This window comes from Micromonospora sp. ATLC20 (assembly GCF_057196585.1).
In genome coordinates this window covers 1-19,736 of record NZ_JBXUOV010000029.1, presented here as the reverse complement: position 1 = coordinate 19,736, position 19,736 = coordinate 1, and the positions used below count along the sequence as shown (strand labels likewise).

The 19,736-nt window shown below is 72.2% G+C and carries 24 protein-coding genes; 13 read left to right on the top strand and 11 right to left on the bottom strand.

The annotated features are described in order from the left end of the window. Window positions 1-32: 32 nt before the first annotated feature. Together AC2CHG_RS09420 and AC2CHG_RS09415 are read right to left on the bottom strand one after the other, a co-directional pair. Window positions 33-857, bottom strand: coding sequence for an ABC transporter permease (locus tag AC2CHG_RS09420; RefSeq protein ID WP_355508353.1), 825 nt, complete (start codon window positions 855-857; stop codon window positions 33-35). Beyond that, window positions 854-1,810 carry an ATP-binding cassette domain-containing protein gene (locus tag AC2CHG_RS09415; protein WP_484524564.1) on the bottom strand — a complete coding sequence of 319 codons (957 nt, stop codon included), beginning with the start codon at window positions 1,808-1,810 and terminating at the stop codon, window positions 854-856. The genes AC2CHG_RS09420 and AC2CHG_RS09415 overlap by 4 nt, the downstream gene beginning before the upstream one ends. Before the next feature lie 125 nt (window positions 1,811-1,935). Here AC2CHG_RS09415 and AC2CHG_RS09410 point away from each other — a divergent pair, with 125 nt between their 5' ends. Both AC2CHG_RS09410 and AC2CHG_RS09405 read left to right on the top strand, forming a co-directional pair. After that, window positions 1,936-2,319, top strand: coding sequence for a hypothetical protein (locus AC2CHG_RS09410; RefSeq protein WP_484524563.1), 384 nt, complete (start codon window positions 1,936-1,938; stop codon window positions 2,317-2,319). Window positions 2,320-2,366: 47 nt separating this feature from the next. After that, window positions 2,367-2,924: a Uma2 family endonuclease gene (locus tag AC2CHG_RS09405; protein ID WP_484524562.1), complete on the top strand. Its 558-nt coding sequence runs from the start codon at window positions 2,367-2,369 to the stop codon at window positions 2,922-2,924. Window positions 2,925-2,944: 20 nt separating this feature from the next. On the opposite strand, the gene AC2CHG_RS09400 is transcribed toward AC2CHG_RS09405, so the two are convergent. Then, window positions 2,945-3,466, bottom strand: a complete 522-nt coding sequence (locus AC2CHG_RS09400) for an SRPBCC family protein (RefSeq protein WP_484524561.1) — start codon at window positions 3,464-3,466, stop codon at window positions 2,945-2,947. A 3-nt stretch (window positions 3,467-3,469) separates the two neighbouring features. Continuing rightward, complete coding sequence (locus tag AC2CHG_RS09395) at window positions 3,470-3,778, bottom strand: ArsR/SmtB family transcription factor (RefSeq protein WP_484524560.1); 309 nt, start codon at window positions 3,776-3,778, stop codon at window positions 3,470-3,472. Between the two features lie 87 nt (window positions 3,779-3,865). On the opposite strand from AC2CHG_RS09395, the gene AC2CHG_RS09390 reads away from it, so the two are divergent. Next, a complete protein-coding gene (locus tag AC2CHG_RS09390) occupies window positions 3,866-4,795 on the top strand; it encodes an LLM class F420-dependent oxidoreductase (protein ID WP_484524559.1) in 930 nt (309 codons plus the stop codon). 295 nt (window positions 4,796-5,090) lie between these two features. On the opposite strand, the gene AC2CHG_RS09385 is transcribed toward AC2CHG_RS09390, so the two are convergent. Beyond that, window positions 5,091-5,543, bottom strand: a complete 453-nt coding sequence (locus tag AC2CHG_RS09385; RefSeq protein WP_484524558.1) for a hypothetical protein — start codon at window positions 5,541-5,543, stop codon at window positions 5,091-5,093. A 67-nt stretch (window positions 5,544-5,610) separates the two neighbouring features. On the opposite strand from AC2CHG_RS09385, the gene AC2CHG_RS09380 reads away from it, so the two are divergent. After that, entirely contained in the window at window positions 5,611-6,837 is a 1,227-nt protein-coding gene (locus AC2CHG_RS09380; RefSeq protein ID WP_484524557.1) for an FAD-binding protein, read from the top strand. Window positions 6,838-6,859: 22 nt separating this feature from the next. Here AC2CHG_RS09380 and AC2CHG_RS09375 read toward each other — a convergent pair whose 3' ends face one another. After that, on the bottom strand, window positions 6,860-7,999 hold the full coding sequence (locus AC2CHG_RS09375; protein WP_484524556.1) for a site-2 protease family protein: 1,140 nt from the start codon (window positions 7,997-7,999) through the stop codon (window positions 6,860-6,862). 151 nt (window positions 8,000-8,150) lie between these two features. Here AC2CHG_RS09375 and AC2CHG_RS09370 point away from each other — a divergent pair, with 151 nt between their 5' ends. Beyond that, window positions 8,151-8,765, top strand: a complete 615-nt coding sequence (locus AC2CHG_RS09370) for a DUF6082 family protein (RefSeq protein WP_355115794.1) — start codon at window positions 8,151-8,153, stop codon at window positions 8,763-8,765. Between the two features lie 30 nt (window positions 8,766-8,795). On the opposite strand, the gene AC2CHG_RS09365 is transcribed toward AC2CHG_RS09370, so the two are convergent. Together AC2CHG_RS09365 and AC2CHG_RS09360 are read right to left on the bottom strand one after the other, a co-directional pair. Continuing rightward, window positions 8,796-9,002, bottom strand: coding sequence for a DUF397 domain-containing protein (locus tag AC2CHG_RS09365; protein ID WP_484524555.1), 207 nt, complete (start codon window positions 9,000-9,002; stop codon window positions 8,796-8,798). A gap of 13 nt (window positions 9,003-9,015) precedes the next feature. After that, complete coding sequence (locus tag AC2CHG_RS09360) at window positions 9,016-9,852, bottom strand: helix-turn-helix domain-containing protein (RefSeq protein WP_091331024.1); 837 nt, start codon at window positions 9,850-9,852, stop codon at window positions 9,016-9,018. Window positions 9,853-10,124: 272 nt separating this feature from the next. Between AC2CHG_RS09360 and AC2CHG_RS09355 the strand changes: the two genes are divergently transcribed. Together AC2CHG_RS09355 and AC2CHG_RS09350 are read left to right on the top strand one after the other, a co-directional pair. Next, complete coding sequence (locus AC2CHG_RS09355; protein WP_151015826.1) at window positions 10,125-10,439, top strand: DivIVA domain-containing protein; 315 nt, start codon at window positions 10,125-10,127, stop codon at window positions 10,437-10,439. Then, the gene (locus AC2CHG_RS09350) at window positions 10,436-10,690 is read left to right on the top strand and encodes a hypothetical protein (protein WP_484524554.1); all 255 of its coding nucleotides are present in this window, start codon (window positions 10,436-10,438) and stop codon (window positions 10,688-10,690) included. The genes AC2CHG_RS09355 and AC2CHG_RS09350 overlap by 4 nt, the downstream gene beginning before the upstream one ends. A 13-nt stretch (window positions 10,691-10,703) precedes the next feature. On the opposite strand, the gene AC2CHG_RS09345 is transcribed toward AC2CHG_RS09350, so the two are convergent. Further along, complete coding sequence (locus AC2CHG_RS09345; RefSeq protein ID WP_355508323.1) at window positions 10,704-11,555, bottom strand: alpha/beta hydrolase; 852 nt, start codon at window positions 11,553-11,555, stop codon at window positions 10,704-10,706. Window positions 11,556-11,692: 137 nt separating this feature from the next. Here AC2CHG_RS09345 and AC2CHG_RS09340 point away from each other — a divergent pair, with 137 nt between their 5' ends. From AC2CHG_RS09340 to AC2CHG_RS09320, 5 genes are all read left to right on the top strand, one after another. Beyond that, a complete protein-coding gene (locus AC2CHG_RS09340; protein WP_355508321.1) occupies window positions 11,693-12,436 on the top strand; it encodes an SDR family NAD(P)-dependent oxidoreductase in 744 nt (247 codons plus the stop codon). A 110-nt stretch (window positions 12,437-12,546) separates the two neighbouring features. Then, window positions 12,547-13,437: an ABC transporter ATP-binding protein gene (locus AC2CHG_RS09335; RefSeq protein WP_484524553.1), complete on the top strand. Its 891-nt coding sequence runs from the start codon at window positions 12,547-12,549 to the stop codon at window positions 13,435-13,437. Window positions 13,438-13,460: 23 nt separating this feature from the next. After that, complete coding sequence (locus tag AC2CHG_RS09330; protein WP_484524552.1) at window positions 13,461-14,261, top strand: ABC transporter permease; 801 nt, start codon at window positions 13,461-13,463, stop codon at window positions 14,259-14,261. A 21-nt stretch (window positions 14,262-14,282) separates the two neighbouring features. Beyond that, the gene (locus AC2CHG_RS09325) at window positions 14,283-15,434 is read left to right on the top strand and encodes a sensor histidine kinase (protein WP_355508313.1); all 1,152 of its coding nucleotides are present in this window, start codon (window positions 14,283-14,285) and stop codon (window positions 15,432-15,434) included. Beyond that, the gene (locus tag AC2CHG_RS09320; protein WP_043329150.1) at window positions 15,431-16,051 is read left to right on the top strand and encodes a response regulator transcription factor; all 621 of its coding nucleotides are present in this window, start codon (window positions 15,431-15,433) and stop codon (window positions 16,049-16,051) included. Before AC2CHG_RS09325 ends, AC2CHG_RS09320 begins: the two co-directional genes overlap by 4 nt. Window positions 16,052-16,057: 6 nt before the next feature. Here the strand turns inward: AC2CHG_RS09320 and AC2CHG_RS09315 are convergent, their stop codons facing one another. Next, window positions 16,058-16,948: a L,D-transpeptidase gene (locus tag AC2CHG_RS09315; protein ID WP_484524551.1), complete on the bottom strand. Its 891-nt coding sequence runs from the start codon at window positions 16,946-16,948 to the stop codon at window positions 16,058-16,060. A gap of 73 nt (window positions 16,949-17,021) precedes the next feature. Next, window positions 17,022-18,467 carry an alpha-amylase gene (locus AC2CHG_RS09310; RefSeq protein ID WP_484524550.1) on the bottom strand — a complete coding sequence of 482 codons (1,446 nt, stop codon included), beginning with the start codon at window positions 18,465-18,467 and terminating at the stop codon, window positions 17,022-17,024. Between the two features lie 236 nt (window positions 18,468-18,703). Between AC2CHG_RS09310 and AC2CHG_RS09305 the strand changes: the two genes are divergently transcribed. Then, window positions 18,704-19,736, top strand: a 1,033-nt coding sequence (locus AC2CHG_RS09305; protein WP_484524549.1) for a ferric reductase-like transmembrane domain-containing protein, incomplete at its 3' end; no start/stop codon positions are given.

The following is a 19,736-nucleotide window of genomic DNA, read 5'->3' as shown; positions in this document are numbered from 1 at the left end:
CGGCGCGGACCAGTCCGGGCCGGTGCGGCCGGTCAGGCGCGGCGGCGGTAGGCGCGGACGGCGAGCGGCGCGAACACCGCGATGATCGCCACGGTCCAGAGCAGCGACCGGCTCACCGGCCCGGCCACCGGGCCACCGATCATCAGGCCCCGGGCCGCCTCCATCACGTCGGCCACCGGGTTGACCCCGACCCACCACTGCAACCAGCCGGGCAGCGTGTCCGTCGGCACCATCATGTTGGTGCCGAAGGTCAGCGGGAACAGCAGCAGGAACGCCGTGCCCTGCACCGCGCCCGGGCTGCGCATCAGCACCCCGAGCAGCACGCCGATCCAGCTGACCGCGAACGCGAAGGCGATGGTCAGCAGGCACGCGGCGAGCGCGGACAGCGGATCGGTGCCGATCCGGAATCCGAGGGCGTAGCCGAACCCCAGCAGCACCACGATGGAGACCACGAATCGGACCAGGTCGCCGACCACCGAGCCGACGAGCGGCGCGGACCGGGCGATGGGCAGGCTGCGGAACCTGTCGAACACACCCTTCTCCACGTCGGTGTTGAGGCTGACACCGGTGGCGATGGACGCGAACAGCACGGTCTGCACCATGATCGCGGGCAGCAGGAACTGCAGGTACTCGTGCTGTGAGCCGGCGACCGCGCCGCCGAGCAGGTAGACGAAGATCAGCACGAAGACGACCGGCTGGAGCGTGACGTCGAGCAGTTGCTCCGGCGTCCGGATCGTCTTGACCAGGCTGCGGCCGGCCAGCGCCAGACTGTGCCGGGCCATCCCGAACGGACGGACCGCGGCGTGGGCGGTGGCGGGCCGGGACGGCGTCGCCGTCGTACGAGTGGTCGTGGTCATGCCGCCACCTCCGCCTGCTCCTCGGCGCCGTGGCCGGTCAACGTGAAGAACACCTCGTCGAGGCTGGGCAGCCGCAACGCCAGCTCGACCACCCCGATGCCGGTGTCGTCGAGCCGGCGGACCACTGCGGTGAACGTGGCGTCGTCGTCCACCGGCACGGTGAGCACGCCCGGCCGGGGCAGCTCGGGATCGGTTCCGGTGGCGGCGCGCAGGATCTCGGCGACCGCGCCGATCCGGCCCGGATCGGTCGGCCGGACCACGATCGTCTGACTGCCGGCGATCCGCTTCAGCTCGCCCGGCGTACCGTGCGCGATCACCCGGCCGTGGTCGATCACCGAGATCTCGTCGGCGAGCGCGTCAGCCTCGTCCAGGTACTGCGTGGTCAGCAGCACCGTCGACCCGTCGTCGACGAGCGAGCGGACCACGCCCCACATCTCCTCCCGCTTGGCCGGGTCCAGGCCGGTCGTCGGCTCGTCCAGGTAGATCACCTCCGGCCGGCCGACCAGGCTCGCGGCCAGGTCCAGGCGGCGGCGCATGCCACCGGAGTACGTCTTGGCCGGGCGCCCGGCCGCGTCGGTCAGGCCGAACCAGGCGAGCAGCTCCGCCGCCCGCGCCCGCGCCTCGCGGCGGCTCAGGTCGAGCAGCCGGCCGATCAGCACCAGGTTCTGCGTACCGGTCAGGTCCTCGTCGACCGAGGCGTACTGGCCGGTCAGCCCGATCAGCCGGCGGACCCGGGCGGCGTCGGTGACCACGTCGTGGCCGCCGACAACGGCGCGTCCCCCGTCCGGGCGCAACAGTGTGGCGAGGATCCGTACCGCTGTGGTCTTGCCGGCGCCGTTGGGCCCCAGCACCCCCAGCACGGTCCCGCGGCGTGCGGCGAGGTCGATCCCGGCCAGCGCGGTGGTCGTACCGAACCGCTTGACCAGGCCCTCCGCCTCGAATGCGTAACTCATGCGCCGACGATGACCGGGGCCGCTGGCACCGGGCGCACACGCCGCGCACACCGCCGTGTGCGCGGCGGCGGAATCGAGTACGCGTGCTCATTCGCCCGCCCCGCCGGCCGGGCAGGATCGGAGGCGTGACGACGAGACGTACGCTGCTCGGCGGCCTGTTCCTGGCGCTGGCCACGGCCGGTGCCTGGGTGGCCTGGCTGAGCTGGGAGTCCGGCTGGACCGTGGACCCGCAGACCGGCGACATGAGCGGACCGTACGCGGTCTGGCAGGTCGCCGCCGCGGTGCTGACCCTGGGCGCGCTGGCCGCCGTCGCCGGCTGGTGGCTGAACGTCTGGCTGGTGGCGACGGTGATGACAGTGGCGTTCACCGTTCCGTGGGCGGTGCACGCCGCCTCGACGGACGACACCGGCCTGTGGGCGGTCGGTGCGGCGATGGTGGCGATCGGCATCACCATCGGGACGACGCTGGTCGGCGGCGCCGCCGGGTGGCTGCGCCGCCGGACCGCGTGACGAGCCGGATGCCGCGGCTACGCCTGCTGCTGCCATAGGATGGCGTCATGAGCGCTGAGGCAGTCGGCATGCACATGCCCGCCGTCGTGACGCTCGACGACGTGGCGGCGATGAATGCCGCGGACCCGAACGGTCACCGCTACGAGACCAGCCCCGACGGGGTTCTGTCGGTCATGCCGCCGACCGACTCCGAGCACGCCATCATCGCGAGCCGGATCTTCGCTTGGCTGATCATGGCGGGCTGGCCCGCTGAGCAGGTGCTCCAGGCCGTCGGTGCGCGGGTGCCGGGGCCCAGCGGCGACGGTGGCCGGATCCCCGACATCACGGTGTGGCGGAAGCCGCCCAGCCGTCGCGTCTGGTCCGCCGTGGCCGACCTGGTGCTGGTGGTCGAGATCGTCTCGCCCGGCTCGGAGACGATGGACTCGGTGACGAAGGCCAGGGAGTACGCCAACGCCGGCATCCCGCGTTACTGGGTCGTGGAGCGGGACGGCGCGCAGACCGTCACGCTCCACGAACTCGGTGGCGACGGCCGGTACACCGAGCACGCCCGGATGCCGCTCGCCTGGCTGCTGCAGACCGCGCCCGCCGACCACCTCGACGGGTAGGGCGGTCGTACCGGCAGGCGTCAGTCGCGGTTCAGGCGTTCGGCGTACGCGTCGCGCAGCTCCGCCCAGCCGAAGTCCTTCGCCTCCGCACCCCGGATCGGGCCGACCGGGTCGCCGTCGAGCAGTTGAACGGCGACGTCGAGGCAGAGGTGCCAGCCGGCAGCAGTCATCGGGGCGAGGTCCGGACCGCCGACCCGGTGCCGCAGCGTGAGCGTGGTGCCGTCGCCGTTCGCTGTCAGCTCCCAGCGGAGCCTGTCGTCGCCCCAGGCGTACTCCAGCAGGTGCGGCCGGTCCGCGCGCAGTACCCGGGCCGGCGCCGGATGGGTCCGGTCGCCGTCGACGGCGCTGAGTACGGCGTCGCCGGGGCGGCTCAGGTCGCGGTCGGCCAGGAACGGCGCCCACTCGGCGAGCCGATCCGGGTCGGTGAGCGCGGCCCACACCGTCTCCGGCGGGTGTCGCAGGTCGCGGACGAAGACCAGTTCGTTTTCGGGTGTCAGCTTCACCCGGGCGAGCGGGCCGGGGCGGAACGAGTCGCGGTCCATCTGTCACTCCTGACTGTCGAGATGGCGTTCGAGGGCGTCGAGATGCGCGGTCCACATCGACCGGTACGGCCCGAGCCAGTCGTCCACTGTTCGTAGCGGCGCTGTGTCGACGCGGTAGATCCGCCGCTGCGCGGCAGTACGGCAGGTGACCAGGCCGGCGTCGCGGAGCACGCGCAGGTGCTTGGAGACGGCCGGCTGGCTCATGCCCAGCGCGTCCACCAGCTCGCCGACGCTGCTCTCCGCCCGGCGCAGCCGGTCCAGGATGCGGCGCCGGGAGGGCTCGGCCAGCACGGCGAAGGCGTCGACGGTCACCCTTGCAATATGCCTTGCTGGTTATATGCCTGGCAAGGAATGACAGGTCGCGCTGCCCCGGCCCGGCGGGCTCCATATGCTCGGGGTATGGAACTGCGGATCTTCACCGAGCCCCAGCAGGGGGCCACATACGACCAGCTCCTCGCCGTGGCCCGCCGCGCGGAGGAGACCGGCTTCGCCGCGTTCTTCCGCTCCGACCACTACCTGAAGATGGGTTCGGTGAGCGGCGACCCCGGCCCGACCGACGCGTGGACCACGCTCGCCGGCCTGGCCCGCGACACCACCCGGATCCGGCTCGGCACCCTGATGACAGCCGCCACGTTCCGGCTCCCCGGCCCGCTGGCGATCACCGTGGCGCAGGTCGACCAGATGAGCGGCGGCCGGGTCGAGCTGGGCATCGGCACCGGCTGGTACGCCGAGGAGCACTCCGCCTACGGCATCCCGTTCCCGGCGCTGGGGGAGCGGTTCGACCGGCTGGAGGAGCAGCTCGCCGTCATCACCGGGCTCTGGTCCACCCCGGACGGCTCCACGTTCGACTTTCCCGGCACGTACTACCCGGTCAGTGACTCGCCCGCGCTGCCGAAGCCGGTGCAGCGTCCCCGCCCGCCGATCCTGCTCGGTGGTATGGGCCCGAAGCGCACGCCCCGCCTGGCCGCCCGGTACGCCGACGAGTTCAACCTGCCGTTCGCCTCGGTCGAGGACACCGTCACGCAGTTCCAGCGGGTACGCGACGCCTGCGCCGAGATCGACCGGGATCCGTCCACGATGACCTGGTCCAACGCGCTCGTGCTCTGCTGCGGCCGCAACGAGGCCGAGGTGAGGCGCCGCGCCGAGGCGATCGGGCGCGACCCGGCCGAGCTGCGCGCCAACGGCGCCGCCGGCACGCCCGCCGAGGTGATCGAGACGCTCGGCCGGTACGCCGAGACGGGTAGCTCCCGCGCCTACCTCCAGGTGCTGGACCTGACCGACCTGGACCACCTGGAGCTGGTAGCCGCCGAGGTGATGCCCCAGATCTGACCGGGCTCGCCCGCCCCGCCGCCCGTCCCGCCTCCCGGCTCCCGTCGAGATCTTGGTAGGAAACGGCCCCCATAGGGGCCCTTTCCTACCAAGATCTACACCGGTCCACCTCGCGGAACGACAATCTCGCGTCACGGGAGGCACTCCCGCACCACCGCCACAACCCCGCGATCTTGCGGTTGCGGCCCTTTCTGTGCCGGATTTGCGGCTCTTGTCGGGGCAGTAACTGCATGATCAACGGTGTGGGCGCCAGAACTCCAAGATCGTCGCCGAGTCGCGTGAGCGCCGGGGCGCGTCAGCGTGGGGTTGCGCGGCGGACGGTGTCGAGGCGGCCGTCGCGGTCGCTGTCCAGGTACGTCACGTCGGGCACACCGTCGCCGTCCAGGTCGACCTGCACCACGTCGGCCACGCCGTCGCCGTCCAGGTCGGTCACCACCTCGACGGAACCGTCCAGGTGCCGGGTCACGATCGACCGGCCGGACGCCTGGCGCGGCGGCGGCCCCGGGTGGGGCACCGGGTCCGGCTCGGGCTCCGGCGTGGGCCCTGGCACCGGCGCGGTCGCGGCGGGCGTCACCCCCACACCGGCGGTTCCCACACCGGCCGGTCCCACACCGGCCGGTCCCACACCGACGGGCCCCACACCGGCTGGCGGCATCTCCGCAGCGTCGGGGTCCACGCCGGTCGGGTCGATCTCCTCCTCCGACGGGTACACGTCGCCGCGGAGGCTCGGGTCGCGGTAGCTGCTCATCCCGCCAGGATTCCCGCCGAGTGGCCGGGGCAACCCTGCCGGCGCATGATGGCGCATGATGCAGCGCATGACGGACACCAACTGGGCCGGAAACGTCAGCTGGTCTGCGCGTACCCGATCGCGGCCGACCTCGACCGACGACCTGCGCCGGCTGGTCGCGGAGGCCGACCTGGTCCGGGCCGTCGGCACCGGCCACTCGTTCAACCGGCTCGGCGACACCACCGGCACCCAGATCGCGCTGGACGGCCTGCCGCCCGCGGTCGCGCTCGACCCCGACCGTGGCGCGGTCACCGTCGCGGCCGGCGTCCGCTACGGCGACCTGGCCACCGCGCTCCAGGCTCAGGGGTACGCGCTGGCGAACCTCGCCTCGCTGCCGCACATCTCGGTGGCCGGCTCGGTCGCCACCGCCACCCACGGGTCCGGCGCGCGGAACCGCAACCTCGCCGCCGCCGTCGCCGGGCTGGAACTGGTCACCGCCGACGGCGACCTGATCACCGTCGACCGCGGTGACCCGCGGTTCGCCGGGATGGTGGTCAACCTGGGCGCGCTGGGCGTGGTCACCCGGCTCACGCTCGACGTGGTGCCCACGTACGCGGTGCGCCAGCACGTCCGCCTCGGCCTGCCTCGTGCGGCGCTGGACGAGGCGCTCGACGCCGCGTACAGCGTCAGCGTCTTCACCTCGTGGCGCTCGGAGCGTTTCGACCAGGTGTGGGTGAAGCAGTACGCGGACCAGGCGCCGCCGCCCGCCGACTGGCTGGACTCGGTCGCCGCCGACTCGCCCCGGCACCCGGTGCCCGGCATGTCGCCGGAGCACTGCACGGCGCAGCTCGGCGAGCCGGGGCCGTGGCACGAGCGGCTGCCGCACTTCCGGCTCGGATTCACGCCGAGCAGCGGCGACGAGTTGCAGTCCGAGTGGCACGTGGCCCGGGCCGACGCGTCGGCGGCGCTCGCCGCGCTCGACCCGATTGCCGACCGGATCGCCGCCGTGCTCCAGATCTGCGAGCTGCGGACGATCGCCGCCGACGAGCTGTGGCTGAGCCCGAACTTCCGGCGCGACTCGCTGGCGCTGCACTTCACCTGGATCGGTGACCCGGTGGCGGTGGCGCCGGTGCTGGCGGAGGTGGAGGAGCGGCTCGCCCCGTTCGCGCCGCGCCCGCACTGGGGCAAGCTGTTCGACCGCGATCCCGCCGCCGCGTACCCCCGGCACGCCGACTTCGCCGCGCTGCTGCGCGAGTTCGACCCGAAGGGGAAGTTCCGCACCGCCGAGATGGACCGCTACTTCCCCCGGGACTGAGTCAGCTTTCCTCGGGACTGGCTCAGCGTCCAGCCGGCACCTGCTGGCGCAGGCTGCCGCGCTGGACCGCCCGGCTGATGTCGCTGGGCGAGACGATGCCGACCAACTGGTCGTCGATCACCACCAGCGCCCGGCCGTCGGTGCACTCGTTGAGGCGGGGCAGCAGGTCGGTGAGCTGCTCGTCCGGGGGGGCGAGCACCAGTTCGTCGGCCCGGCAGGACACCTCGGCCAGGGTGGTCGACGCGCGGCGGTCCGCCGGGATGCCGCGTACCCGATCGAGCGTGACCAGACCGACCGGCCTGCCGTCGACGGTGAGCGGCAGTGCCGAGTGCCGGTACGCGAACAGGTAGTGGTCGACGAAGTCGGCCACGGTGAGGTCGCCGGACGCGGTCTGCGGCTGCGGCGTCATCACGTCGCCGACCCGGATGCCGCGCAGCGCGTCGCCCATCCGGGCGGCGCGTTCCTCCTGACCGGCGGCCCCGAGCAGGAACCAGCCGATCAGCGCCAGCCAGAGCCCGCCGAACCCGGCGCCGGTGAAGAACCGCCACAGCCCCAGCCCGATCAGCACCACGCCCAGCACCCAGCCCGCGCGGGCCGCCACCACCGACGCCTTCGTCCGGTCGCCGGTGAACTTCCAGACCGCCGCGCGCAGCAGCCGCCCGCCGTCCAGCGGGGCGGCGGGCAGCACGTTGAAGATCGCCAGCAGCACGTTGATGCCCGCGAGCCAGGACAGCGCGCCGAGCAGCAGCCCGTGCCCGCCCGCGGCGGCGACCGCCACCGCGATCCCCGCGAAGAACACGCCGATGATCAGGCTGACCAGCGGCCCGACCCCGGCGATCCGCAGCTCGGCGCCCGGGTCCTTCGCCTCGCCTTTCAGCTCGGCGACGCCGCCGAACAGCCACAGCGTGATGCCCTCGACCTCGATGCCGTTGCGCTTGGCGACCACCGCGTGCGCGACCTCGTGGGCGAGCAGGCCGAGGAAGAAGACCACAGCGGCGGCCAGACCGGCCGCGATGTAGGCGACGGGGGAGTGACCGGGGTACGAGGCCGGGAACAGGCTCGCCGACAGCGCCCACGCGATCAGCACGAAGATGACCAGGACACTCCAGTTGACGCCGACCGGTACGCCGGCGATCCGACCCAGACGGAAACTCGCCCTCATGTTCCCGTCATACCCGGCGCACCCACCCGCACACCAGAACCTGCTGCACGGCGTGCCGGACCTGCGGTGAGTGCAGAGCCAGGAGGATCGGGGTGCCAGGAGGCAGCGCACATGATTGATCAACTTTGATGAGAGAACTAGCCTTGCGTAGATGAGGAGTGTTCGCGGCGTAGCCGTCTGGGCGTTGTTGGTCTTCTTGGGAGGGCTTGCGCTGCTGCTCTCCCCGCCCCTGATCGACTACGCCTTCGATCCGAGTACCGACTGGGAGCGCTTGGCGAATATCGGCCAAGCCTACGGCTCGGTATCCATGCTTCTCTCTGCGCTGGCTCTCGTGGGTGTGGTCGCCACCACCATCAGTCAAAACAGGCAGGCCCGCATCGCATTGGAATACGCGCAACGTGACCAGCACGCCTTGTTGCTCAAGATGGCCATCGACGATGCCGTGCTGATGGAGTGCTGGGGGTCGCTGACCCAGGACCCTGCCCCTGAACGGCGAAGGCAGCGGGCCTACATCAACCTGATCCTCAACTTCTGGGCCGCGACCTGGCAACTGGGCGGGATGCCTGAGAGTCAGTTGCGAGGTCTGCTGGCGGCTGACATCTTCGCCACCGAGATCGGCTTGAGGTTCTGGGAGCAGGCGCGGCTTACGCGAAAGGTCGTGCACGCGGGGGCGCAGCCAGCAGCGTTCGACCGGATTGTGGAGGACGAGTACCTGCGCGCCCTTGCGAAGCTACGAAGCGCGGAGGCTTCGGGCACCGGATCGTAGGGCAGGGTGGGCAGGCGATGCCTGCCGCGTTCAGTTCCGGAACGTCTCGTGCTTGACGCTCGCAACGAAGGTCGACCAGGCTGCCGGGTCGAAGGCGAGGATAGGACCTCGCGGGTCCTTGCTGTCGCGGAGTCCGACCACGCCGGGCAGGCCGTCGGCGACTTCGACGCAATTTCCGGAGCCGTTGCTGCGGGTGCTCTTGCGCCAGGTCACCGTCGCCTGGTTGGCCTTTTCCACCCGCGCCGTCCTCTCATAGCTTGTCGATCGCCCCCAGGATGAGGTCGCGCGACTCCCGGGCGCCGGCCGCCGTGGCAACCAGGTGCTCGAAGACGCGGCTGTACTCCCTCACCTGTTGGCCTTCGAGATAGAGGCTACCCGCGCGGGTCTCGACGTAGACGACCCCCGGATCGGCCGGCTCGGGGAAGGCCAGCACGCTGAAGGCGCTGCCCATCGACCCGTACTCGCCCGCGCCGAACGTCAGGATCTGGATGGTGCGGCCGGGCCGATCCGCCTCCTCGGCCAGTCGCCGCAACTGCGCCGCGAACAGCTCCGCGCCGCCGACCGGCCGCCGCAGGGCTGCCTCGTCCAGCACCACCCAGAGCTTCGGCGGAGTTTCGGTGTCCTGACGGCGCATGCGCAACTCCACCCGCCGGTCCACCTCGTCGGTCGGAGCGTCCGGGTGCTCGGCGCGAATGACCGCGCGGGCATAGTCGGCGGTCTGGAGCAGACCCGGAATCAGTTGTGGCTCGAAGGCACGGATCTCGGACGCCTCGGCCTCCAGCCCGACGTAGACCTCGAACCAGTCCGGCAGCACGTCGTCGTACGCCTGCCACCAGCCCCGCTTGCGGGCGTCGCGGGCGACCTGGACGAGCGCGTCCACCTCGTCGCCCTCCACGCCGTACAGCTCAAGAAGTCCACGTGCGACCGGCGGCATGACGGACACCTGCGCGTTCTCGATGCGGCTGATCGCCGACTTCGAGATCCCCACCTCCTTGGCGGCCTGGTCGGCGGTCATGCCGGTTTGCTCGCGGAGGCGACGGAGGGCAGCGGCCAGGCGTCGACGTCGGACGGTCGGGCTTCCAGTCATGCCGGTCAGTGTGGCGGAACCGGACGAGCTTCGCAATGACACACTCCCGAATCGGGAGTTGCGCAAAGGGTGCGGTTCACTGCACGATGAGTGAGTGGCCGGATCGGGTCGGTTACCGGGCTTGTCGACCTGGGCCACGCGGTGTGCCCTGCTGACGTACTGCTGGTCGAAGGCTGCGGTGGCAGGTGCCGGGGTGGGTCCGCCGGTGCGGGGCGGGCCGGTGGGCCCGCCCTTCCACGGTTCGATCTCGACGGTGAGAGGCAGGTCTTGTCATGCGCGTCTTCCTCCGGCGTGTCCGGCGTCGTCGGCGGTCGGTCCTCGGATCGACCTGCTACCGCTCCTCCGCCTACCACCCGCTGCGCCCCTGGCAGGTTCGTGAGCGGAGCTTCCGGCCGACCCCGCTGGGACGGCGCGGGCTCGACCCGCAGGAGGTGCGGGAGTTCCTCGACCGCGTTGCCGGTGACCTGGCCGCCGTCTACGACGCACTGGCGCAGAGCCGCCGGGAGACGGACCGGATCAAGAACGCGCTGCGCCGCTGGCAGTCGGAGCAGGCCCAGGCGCGCAACGAACGGGGATACGACAGATGACCGAGCGATGGGTGATCCACCTGCCGGTCGTCGTCAACGACCTGCTCTCCGCTCAGCGGCTGGCCCGCGTGGTGGCGCACTGGACCCACGTCCTGCCGCAGACCGAGCCCGGCGGCACCACTGTCTCGGCGGAGGACGACCAGAACGTTCGGCACTGGGTGTTCTGCGACCGGTCGTTGCCCGGTGGGCAGCGGTGTCTGCTCCGGCCCGAACACGACGGTGAGTGCTCCCGGCGGTTCCGGCCGCGATGAGCGCCTGCCTGGGTCAGCGTCGTCGAGGGGCCTCGGCGACCACTGTCGGGGAGAACTCGTTCGCCGCCTCGACCGCCCACTCCAGCGCGAAGTCCGCCTCCTCCTCCCAGCCCGGTTCGCCGCCGACGAAGTGCGACCGGCCGGGGAACTCCCGGTAGCCGGTCAGCGCCGTCGAACTCCGGTAGAGGTTGGCGATCGAGCTGGCCAAGGTTGCGGGCACCACGTGGTCCTCGCCGCCCGCGGTGATCAGCAGCGGGGCGCGGTCGCTGCGCTTCTTGTCGATCTCGGTGGCCGAGTTCGGGTCCAGATTGGCGAACGCGGCCTCGAACAGCACGTGCCCGGCGCCCGGTACGGCGTACCGCTCCCAGGCGGCGTCGGACTGTTCCTGGCTGATGGTGTTGCCGAACGCGTACCGGAAGTCCTCCGGCGTGAACGGCACCGCCCGGTGCCGGTTCGCCGGGTTGTGCAGGATCGAGTACCCGGAACGCAGCGTGCTGGGCGGCAGCTTGAGCACGCCCCGTACCGGCGCGGGGTGCACGGCGACCACCGCGGCGCCGAGGTGCCGGTCCGCCAGCAACTGGGCGATCAGGCCGCCGAACGAGTGGCCCATGACGATCGGTGGGCGCGGCAGGTCCCGGATGATCGCCTCGTAGTGGTCGGCGATGTCGGCGATGCGCTGCGCGGCGATCGGCGCGGGGTCGGCCCGCAGTTCCTCCACCTCGCGGTCCATGCCGGGCCAGGCGGGCGTGAGCACCTGGAAGCCGCGCGCGGAGTACCGCTGCGCCCAGTGCTCCCAGCTCCGCGAGGTCATCCAGAGCCCGTGGATGAGCACGATCGTGTCGACCCGTCCCGTCGGTGCGCTCATGTCCGCCTCCCCGTTTCGCCGCTGGACGGCCCGCGCGTACCCGGACTGGGTGCCGGCAATCCTGTCTGATCGAACAGACGGGAAACGGCCGGCGACCCGGATGATCGCTGTCCTGAGTCGACTGTCAGGATGACGGCATGACGGTCAGACTTGCCGACAGGGTCGCCCTGGTGACGGGCGGGAGCCGGGGAATCGGCGCCGCCGTCGCTCGCCGGCTGGCCGAGGACGGCATCCACGTCGCGTTCACCTACCGCACCGCGGAGGACAGCGCGAAGTCCGTGGTGGCCGAGATCGAGGCGTACGGCCGGACCGGCCTGGCGATCAACGCGGACAGTACCGATGCGACGGCCGTCGTCGGCGCCGTGGAGCGGACCGTCGCCGAGTTGGGGCGGTTGGACATCCTGGTCAACAACGCCGGGGTGTTCGCGGGTGGGCCGATCGAGTCGGTCAGCCTCGACGCCCTGGACCGGGCGATCGCGGTGAACGTGCGCGGGACCTACCTCGCCACCCAGGCGGCGGTACGCCACATGGGTGCCGGTGGGCGGATCGTCAACATCGGCAGCAGCTTCGCCAGCCGCGTCCCGGCACCGGGGGTGAGCGCGTACGCGATGACCAAGAGCGCCGTGAACGGGCTGACCCGGGCGCTCGCCCGGGAACTCGGTCCGCGTGGGATCACCGTCAACCTGATCCTGCCCGGCTCGACCGACACCGACATGAACCCGGCGGACAGCGCCGGCGCGGACGGGCAGCGGTCGCACATCGCCCTCGGCCGGTACGCGGAGCCGGAAGACGTGGCGGCTACTGTCAGTCACCTGGTGGGCGCCGGTGGACGGCACATCACCGGCGCGTCGATCGCGATCGACGGCGGCGCGACGGCCTGAGCGGCCCCAGAACGTGCGGCGTCGGCGGTGTGACCGCCTGACAAATGTCACGGCCGTAAGGTGACTGCCGCTCCGGGGAACCGGACACCCGGCACCGGAGCATCGTGGGCATGACCGAACCCGCACCGGCCGTCGACCTGGCCGGACTCACAAAGACCTTCGGCCCGGTGACCGCCGTCGACGGGCTCGACCTGCGGATCGCCCCCGGTGAGGTGGTGGCGTTCCTCGGCCCCAACGGCGCCGGCAAGACCACCACCGTCGACATGCTGCTCGGGCTGGCCCGCCCGGACGCCGGCACCGTGCGCCTGTTCGGCGGTGAACCGGCCGACGCCGTCCGGCTCGGCCGGGTCGCCGCCGTGATGCAGACCGGCGGCCTGCTCAAGGACCTCACCGTCGCCGAGACGGTACGGATGACAGCGCACTTCTACGGTCACACCCGGCCGGTGGCGGAGGTGCTGGAGCGCGCCGGCATCGTCGGGATCGCCGACCGCGCGGTGGGCAAGTGCTCGGGCGGTCAGCAGCAGCGCCTGCGGTTCGCCCTCGCACTGCTGCCCGACCCGGACCTGATGGTGCTGGACGAGCCGACCACCGGCATGGACGTCGAGGGCCGGCGTGACTTCTGGCAGGCGATCCGGGCCGACGCCCGCTCCGGCCGGACCGTCCTGTTCGCCACCCACTACCTGGACGAGGCCGACGCGTACGCGGACCGGATCGTGCTGGTCCGCCAGGGCCGCGTGGTCGCCGACGGCACCACCGCCGAGATCAAGAACCTGGCCGCCGGGCGGGTCGTGCGGGCCACCCTGCCCGGCGCCGACCAGGCCGCGCTCGCCGCGCTGCCGGGCGTCCGCTCGGTCGAGGTACGCGGCGACGTGGTGCTCGTGCACAGCGAGGACTCCGACGTGGTGGCCCGGCACCTGCTGACCCGCACCGGCGCCCGGGACCTGGAGATCACCTCGCGCAACCTCGAGGACGCGTTCCTCACCCTGACCGCCTCCGCCTGAACCGACCCTCGGGGAGTCCTGCCATGACCGCCACGACCTCGTCCACCACCGGCACCCGCGCGGCCGACCGCCGCCCGCCCGCGCTCGGCGGCTTCTGCGCGCCGGTGCTCGGCATCGAGATACGCCGGGTGCTGCGCAACCGCCGTACGCTGCTGTTCATCCTGGTCATGCCGGCCGTGTTCTTCCTGCTGTTCGGGCTGCCCACGCGTGGGGAGAAGTTGGACAACGGGCTGCCGGTCACCGGCTGGATCATGATCAGCCTGGCCGTGTACGCGGCGATGGTCGCCACCACCAGCGCCGGCGCGGCTGTCGCCACCGAACGCGCACTGGGCTGGAGCCGGCAACTGCGGCTGACCCCGCTGCGCCCGGCCGCGTACGTGGCGACGAAGGTCGCCACCGCGATGGTGCTCGGCCTGCTCGGCGTACTCGTCGAGTTCGCCGTCGGCGCCGCGTCTGGGGTCCGGCTGCCGGCGCACGTCTGGGTCGAGTCCGGCCTGACCGCCTGGATCGGCGCGCTCGTGTTCGCCGCGTTCGGGCTGTTCGTCGGCTACCTCGCCCCGGCCGAGAACGTCATGCAGTTCATGGGCCCGGCGCTGGCCATCCTGGCCATGCTGGGTGGCCTGTTCGTACCGCTGGAACTGCTGCCCGACGTGATGCAGCAGATCGCCGAGTTCACCCCGGTGTACGGGGTCGGTCAGCTCGCCCGGGCGCCACTGACCGGCACCGGGGTGGACTGGGCGGCGGTGGCGAACGTGACCGCCTGGACCGTGTTCTTCGGACTCGGCGCGGCCCGGCTGTTCCGGCGGGACACCACACGCGTCTGAGGTGGCACTAGCGTGATCGGCGTGACGTCGCCACCCGTCCCGGCCCGGCCGGTGAACCGCCACTGGCGGTTCACCGGCTGGCTGCTGGCGGCGGTCTGGCTGTTCTTCCTCAACATCCCGTTCACCACCGCACTGCACCAGCCGCAGATGTGGCGGCGGCTGGTCGGGATCGGCTCGCTCGTCGCGTTCGCCGTGGCGTACGTGCTGATCTTCGAATGGGCCCGGGCCCGGCGGCAGCGCCACCTGCCGGTGCCGCCCGGCCGGGCCCGGCTGCTGATCGCCGTGCTGCTCGCGCTCGGACTCGCCGGGATCCCCGGCACCGGCGGCGACTGGCTGACCACACTGGTCTTCGTCGCCGCTGCGGCGGTGTTCCTGCTGCCGTCGGCGGAGGCGCTGGTCGTGGTGGTGCTCGCCGCGGCAACGCCGCCGGTGACCGCGCGTCTGGTGCCCGGCTGGGAGCACGAGAGCACGCTCGTCTTCGCGGTGCTGCTCGCCTCGTTCGCCATGTTCGGGGTGAGCCGGCTGGCCCAGCGCAACGGCGAACTCCAGGCCGCGCAGCAGGAGATCCGCCGGCTGGCGGTGGCGGAGGAACGCGCCCGCGCCGCCCGGGACCTGCACGACATCCTCGGGCACTCGCTCACAGTGGTGGCGGTCAAGGCCGAGCTGGCCGGCCGGCTGATGGAACTGGACCCGGCCCGGGCCGCCGCCGAGATCGCCGACGTGGAGCGGCTGGCCCGAGAGGCGCTGGCGGACGTGCGGGGCACCGTCGGGGCGTACCGCGGGGTCGATCTGGCCTCCGAACTGGCCGGCGCCCGGTCGGCGCTGGCCGCCGCGGGCGTCGTCGCGGAGCTGCCGGAGTCGGTGCCGCCGCTGCCGGCGGACCGCGACGAGCTGTTCGGCTGGGCGGTCCGCGAGGGGGTGACGAACGTGGTGCGGCACAGCGGTGCCCGCCGGTGCGTCATCCGGGTGGAACCGTCGGCGGTGGAGGTACGCGACGACGGCCGGGGCCCGGCGGACCAGCGGGGCACGGCCGGGCACGGCCTGGCCGGACTGCGGGAACGGGCCCGGCGGCTGGACGCGACTGTGACAGTGGCGCGGCCGGACGACGGGCGTGGTTTCCTGCTCCGGGTGACCGTGCCCGGGGCGGTTGCGGACGGAGGGGCGCATCGGTGACCGAACCGATCAGGCTGCTGCTCGCCGACGACCAGGCGCTGGTCCGGGGCGCGCTCGCAGCGCTGCTGTCGCTGGAACCGGACCTCACGGTGGTGGCCGAGGTGAGCCGCGGCGACGAGGTGGTGCCGGAGGCGCTGCGCACCGGCCCGGACGTGGCGTTGCTCGACGTGGAGATGCCGGGTCTGGACGGGGTGGCCGCGACCGCCGCGCTGCGGGCCGCGCTGCCGTCCTGCCGGGTGCTCGTGGTGACCACGTTCGGGCGTCCCGGCTACCTGCGCCGGGCGATGGAGGCGGGTGCGAACGGCTTCGTCGTCAAGGACACCCCGGCGCGGCAGCTCGCCGACGCGGTCCGCCGGGTGCACGCCGGGCTGCGGGTGGTCGACCCGGCGCTCGCCGCCGAGACGCTCGCCACCGGGCCGAGCCCGCTGACCGAGCGGGAGACCGAGGTGCTGCGTACGGCGCGCGGCGGCGGCACGGTGGCCGAGCTGGCGGCGACGTTGCACCTGTCCGAGGGGACCGTCCGCAATCATCTCTCCGCCGCGATCGGCAAGACCGGCGCCCGTAACCGGGCGGACGCGGTGCGGGTGGCCGAGGCGAACGGCTGGCTGCTGGGCTGAGCCCGGTCAGGGCAGCCGGTCCACCACCACGAAGGCGGTGCCCGGCTCGACCTCGGTCAGCAGCAGGCGCTGGGCGCTGCGGGTCAGCCGGATGCAGCCGTTCGTGACGTTCTTGCCGAGCGTGTCGTCGTTGTACCAGCTGTGCAGTCCGATGTGGGCGCCGCGCAGCCCGGTCGGCACCGCGTCCGGGTCGTCGGGGATCGCGCCGAGGGCGAAGATGTCGACGCCGCCGTAGACGGCCTGCGGGGGCGGGGTGCGGCCCAGCACGAACGTACGGCCCAGCGGGGTGAGCTGCCCGGACATGCCGAGGCTGACCGGCCAGGTGCGCATCGCGCGTCCGTCCCGGCTCCAGGTGAGGCGGTGGGTGCGCCGCTCCACCACGATCTGGTCGCGCAGCACCACTGTGGTCCAGCCACCCGACGGCAGCCAGGCGATGGTGCGGTTCGCCGACGGCAGCAGCACCGCCGTCCAGCCGGAGCGGCGGTCGACGATCGGCACGGTGAGCCGTACGCCGCTGATGGTCGGCGCGAGGAACGCCAGCGGACGGCCGCCCGGCGCGTCGTACGCGGCCACGTTCCGGTTCGGGCGCAGCCCCTCGCTCAACGGGCGGGTGTCGGCCGGGTCCGGGTCGGGCGGGAAGCCGCGCGGCGCCGGGTCGTAGGTGACCACCGGCAGGTCGTCCGGCGGCGGCGCGGCGGGCGGCACCGACTCCACCGGCGACGGGCTCGGCGCGGCGGTCGTAGCCGGGGGTGGGGCGGCGGGTGGCGTCGCTTGGCGCGCGGGCGCGGCGGTGAGCGCGCGGCCGACCAGCAGCGCGGTGACGAGCAGCAACGGTACGGCGAGCGCGGCGATCAGCCAGCCGGGAGGCCGACGTGTGGCGAACCGGTCGAACAGCACGAAACCGACTGTAACCGACCGGAAGCGCTCGTACCCGGTACTACGGGTACGAGGGCTTCGCGGCCCGGGTGGCTCAGCTGAGCTTCGCGCCGATGTGGATGGCGATCGCGTCGTGCGCGGGGACGTTCGCGGCGAACCAGCCGGACGAGTCCACCGTGATCACCGGCCCGCTGCACGAGCCGTTGCTGAACGTGCCGTGGACGACGTCGCAGTAGCGGCCCGCCGGCAGCCCGGTGTAGTACGAGCGGCCGTTCACCGCGCTGTCCTCGTCGTTTATGGTCAGATAGCCCTTGCCGGTACGGCTGAACGCGATGTGCTGGTAGCCGTTGTCGTACCAGTTGGAGACCCCGGCGCCCTCGGTGGCGTTGCGGAAGCCGACCATGTTGGCGATCACCGGCCAGCGGTGCTCGCACTCCCAGCCCGAGTAGCAGGTGACGTTGGTGATCCGGTTGCTGCCGTCGGCGGGCGGGCCCTGGTCCCGGCCGCTGTAGGTGAAGCTCGACATGACCGCCGGGGTGCCGTACGGCCAGGCGAGCATGAACGCGTTGGCGAGCGCGTACGTGCCCCGGTTGCGGTAGGTCAGCACGCCGCCATCGCGCTGGGTGTCGTGGTTGTCGGTGAAGACCACCGCCTTCGCGCTCGACAGGTAGCCCCAGGACTCGCCGAAGTTCTTCAGGTACGCGAGCCGCTCGTTGTTGAACATCCGGGCCAGGTCCTTGCCGTACCGGAACTCGTGCACGTCGCCGTTGCCGGTGTACTCGGTCGGCTGGATCGGCTCACCGGCGCCGTAGATGACCTCCTGCACCAGGTACGCGCTGCGGTTCAGCTTGGCCTTGATCGCCGCGATGTCGGCGGCCGGCATGTGCTTGCTGCCGTCCAGCCGGAAGCCGTCGACGCCGAGCGAGAGCAGGTCGTTGAGGTACGCGGCCAGCCGGCCGCGCACGTACTCCGACTCGGTCTTGAGGTCGGCGAGGTTGACCAGCTCGCAGTTCTGCACCTCGTACCGGTCGTTGTAGTTGGCGATGTCGTTGTTGCCGTTGCGGCCGCAGTAGTGGAAGTCCTGCGCCGAGTAGACGCCCGGGTAGTTGTAGTGGCCGTACGACGAGCCGGCCCAGCCGGTGCCGCCGTTCTCCTGGCCGGACATGTGGTTGACCACGGCGTCGACGATCACCTTGACGCCCGCGGCGTGGCAGGTGTTCACCATGGACTGGAACTGCGCGCGGGTGCCCTTGCGGGACTCGATCCGGTAGCTGACCGGCTGGTAGGACACCCACCACGGGCTGCTGTTGACGTGCTCCTGCGGCGGGGACACCTGCACGTAGCCGTAGCCCTTCGGGCCCAGCGTGCTGGTGCACTCGGCGGCCACCGAGGTCCAGTTCCACTCGAAGAGCTGGACGATGACCTTCTTGGCGCCGGGGGTGGCGGCGGCGGCCGGGGGTGCCGCCGCGGTGAGGGGGACGAGCAGGCTCGCGGCCAGGCCCAGGGCGAGCGCGGCGGCGCGGCATCGGCGTCGATGCATCAGGACTCCTGCGGGGTGCGGGGATGCGGGGGAGTGGAGCCTGTATCAGTGCCGGCTTCTTGCAACCGGACTGAAATTTTGCGGCAAGGTTACGAGCCTGTTGCAAAGTCTGTCAACGCATGGGCATCCGTCGTTGCGTCAGGCGCTACACGCGCGTCCGGTCCCGACGGTTCGAGAAACCGGCCGAGAAATTCGCCACCGGAGGTGATCCGTCCGCGCCGTCCCTCCGTACCTGAGTGGGGAGCAGGGTCGGCCGGTGGGGGCGCCGCCGCGAGACGATCGAGGAGCAGATGGCCCGGGCACAGCAGAACGAGAAGGCGACGACCGTCCGGACCACCAGCACCAGCCGTGGTGCCCGGACGATGTCGAAGTCCGCGATGGTGGCGCTGACCGCCTCCGCACTCGGCCTCGCGTGGGCGGGTGTGGAGCTGGCCGGCGCCGGCGGCGTCATGTACTCGTACGGATTCTTCTTCACCGAGTTCTTCGCCGGGGTGGTCGCCCTGGTCTCGCTCAGCATCACCGTGATGCTGGGCCTGCTCGCCACCGACCGCCTGGTGCTGCTCATCCGGCACCGCGTGCTGCTCCAGTCGGCGCACCGCGCCACCGGCGTACTCGGCGTGGCCGGACTGGTCTTCCACGTCATCACCAAGGTCGCGATCGGCCGGGCCGGGCCGACCGACGCGGTGGTGCCGTTCCTCAGCGGCAGCGGCCTCTACGTCGGACTGGGCACCGTCGCCGCGCTGCTGATGGTGGGCGTGCTCTGGACCGGCCTGGTCCGGGTCCGGTTCGCCGGCGTCGGTCCGAAGTGGTTCTGGCGCGGACTGCACTCGATGGCGTACGTGTCCTGGCCGTTCGCGCTCGTGCACGGCCTCAACGCCGGCCGGCCCGCCGCCGGCTGGGTGGTGCTGAGCTACCTCGCCTGCGTGGTGCTCGTGGTGATGGCGTTGCTGGTGCGCGTCTCGGTCCACCTCGGCAAGCGCAGCCGCGAGCAGCACCAGGCCGTCGCGCTCAACAAGGCGATGGCCGGCAAGGGCGAGGAGCGTACCGGCGTGTTCGCCGCGCTCACCCGGAAGAAGGCCGCCGACAAGACGGACAGCGGCACCGGCCGGGGCCGCTGGGCCGAGGCGAGCGCCACCTGGACCGCCCCGGCCGGCACCGCCCGGCGGCGCGACCCGGAGCGGTTCGCCGTACCCGTGGTGCCGGAACCCGGATCGCTGCGCGAGCCGGTCCGCGCCGCCGCCGCCCGGCGGCGCGAGGCCGAGCCGGACG

Coding starts and splice junctions, on each gene's coding strand:
- AC2CHG_RS09420 (WP_355508353.1), bottom strand. CDS start 857: ATGACCACGACCACTCGTACGACGGCGACGCCGTCCCGGCCCGCCACC.
- AC2CHG_RS09415 (WP_484524564.1), bottom strand. CDS start 1,810: ATGAGTTACGCATTCGAGGCGGAGGGCCTGGTCAAGCGGTTCGGTACG.
- AC2CHG_RS09405 (WP_484524562.1), top strand. CDS start 2,367: ATGAGCGCTGAGGCAGTCGGCATGCACATGCCCGCCGTCGTGACGCTC.
- AC2CHG_RS09400 (WP_484524561.1), bottom strand. CDS start 3,466: ATGGACCGCGACTCGTTCCGCCCCGGCCCGCTCGCCCGGGTGAAGCTG.
- AC2CHG_RS09390 (WP_484524559.1), top strand. CDS start 3,866: ATGGAACTGCGGATCTTCACCGAGCCCCAGCAGGGGGCCACATACGAC.
- AC2CHG_RS09385 (WP_484524558.1), bottom strand. CDS start 5,543: ATGAGCAGCTACCGCGACCCGAGCCTCCGCGGCGACGTGTACCCGTCG.
- AC2CHG_RS09380 (WP_484524557.1), top strand. CDS start 5,611: ATGACGGACACCAACTGGGCCGGAAACGTCAGCTGGTCTGCGCGTACC.
- AC2CHG_RS09375 (WP_484524556.1), bottom strand. CDS start 7,999: ATGAGGGCGAGTTTCCGTCTGGGTCGGATCGCCGGCGTACCGGTCGGC.
- AC2CHG_RS09370 (WP_355115794.1), top strand. CDS start 8,151: ATGAGGAGTGTTCGCGGCGTAGCCGTCTGGGCGTTGTTGGTCTTCTTG.
- AC2CHG_RS09360 (WP_091331024.1), bottom strand. CDS start 9,852: ATGACTGGAAGCCCGACCGTCCGACGTCGACGCCTGGCCGCTGCCCTC.
- AC2CHG_RS09355 (WP_151015826.1), top strand. CDS start 10,125: ATGCGCGTCTTCCTCCGGCGTGTCCGGCGTCGTCGGCGGTCGGTCCTC.
- AC2CHG_RS09350 (WP_484524554.1), top strand. CDS start 10,436: ATGACCGAGCGATGGGTGATCCACCTGCCGGTCGTCGTCAACGACCTG.
- AC2CHG_RS09345 (WP_355508323.1), bottom strand. CDS start 11,555: ATGAGCGCACCGACGGGACGGGTCGACACGATCGTGCTCATCCACGGG.
- AC2CHG_RS09340 (WP_355508321.1), top strand. CDS start 11,693: ATGACGGTCAGACTTGCCGACAGGGTCGCCCTGGTGACGGGCGGGAGC.
- AC2CHG_RS09335 (WP_484524553.1), top strand. CDS start 12,547: ATGACCGAACCCGCACCGGCCGTCGACCTGGCCGGACTCACAAAGACC.
- AC2CHG_RS09330 (WP_484524552.1), top strand. CDS start 13,461: ATGACCGCCACGACCTCGTCCACCACCGGCACCCGCGCGGCCGACCGC.
- AC2CHG_RS09310 (WP_484524550.1), bottom strand. CDS start 18,467: ATGCATCGACGCCGATGCCGCGCCGCCGCGCTCGCCCTGGGCCTGGCC.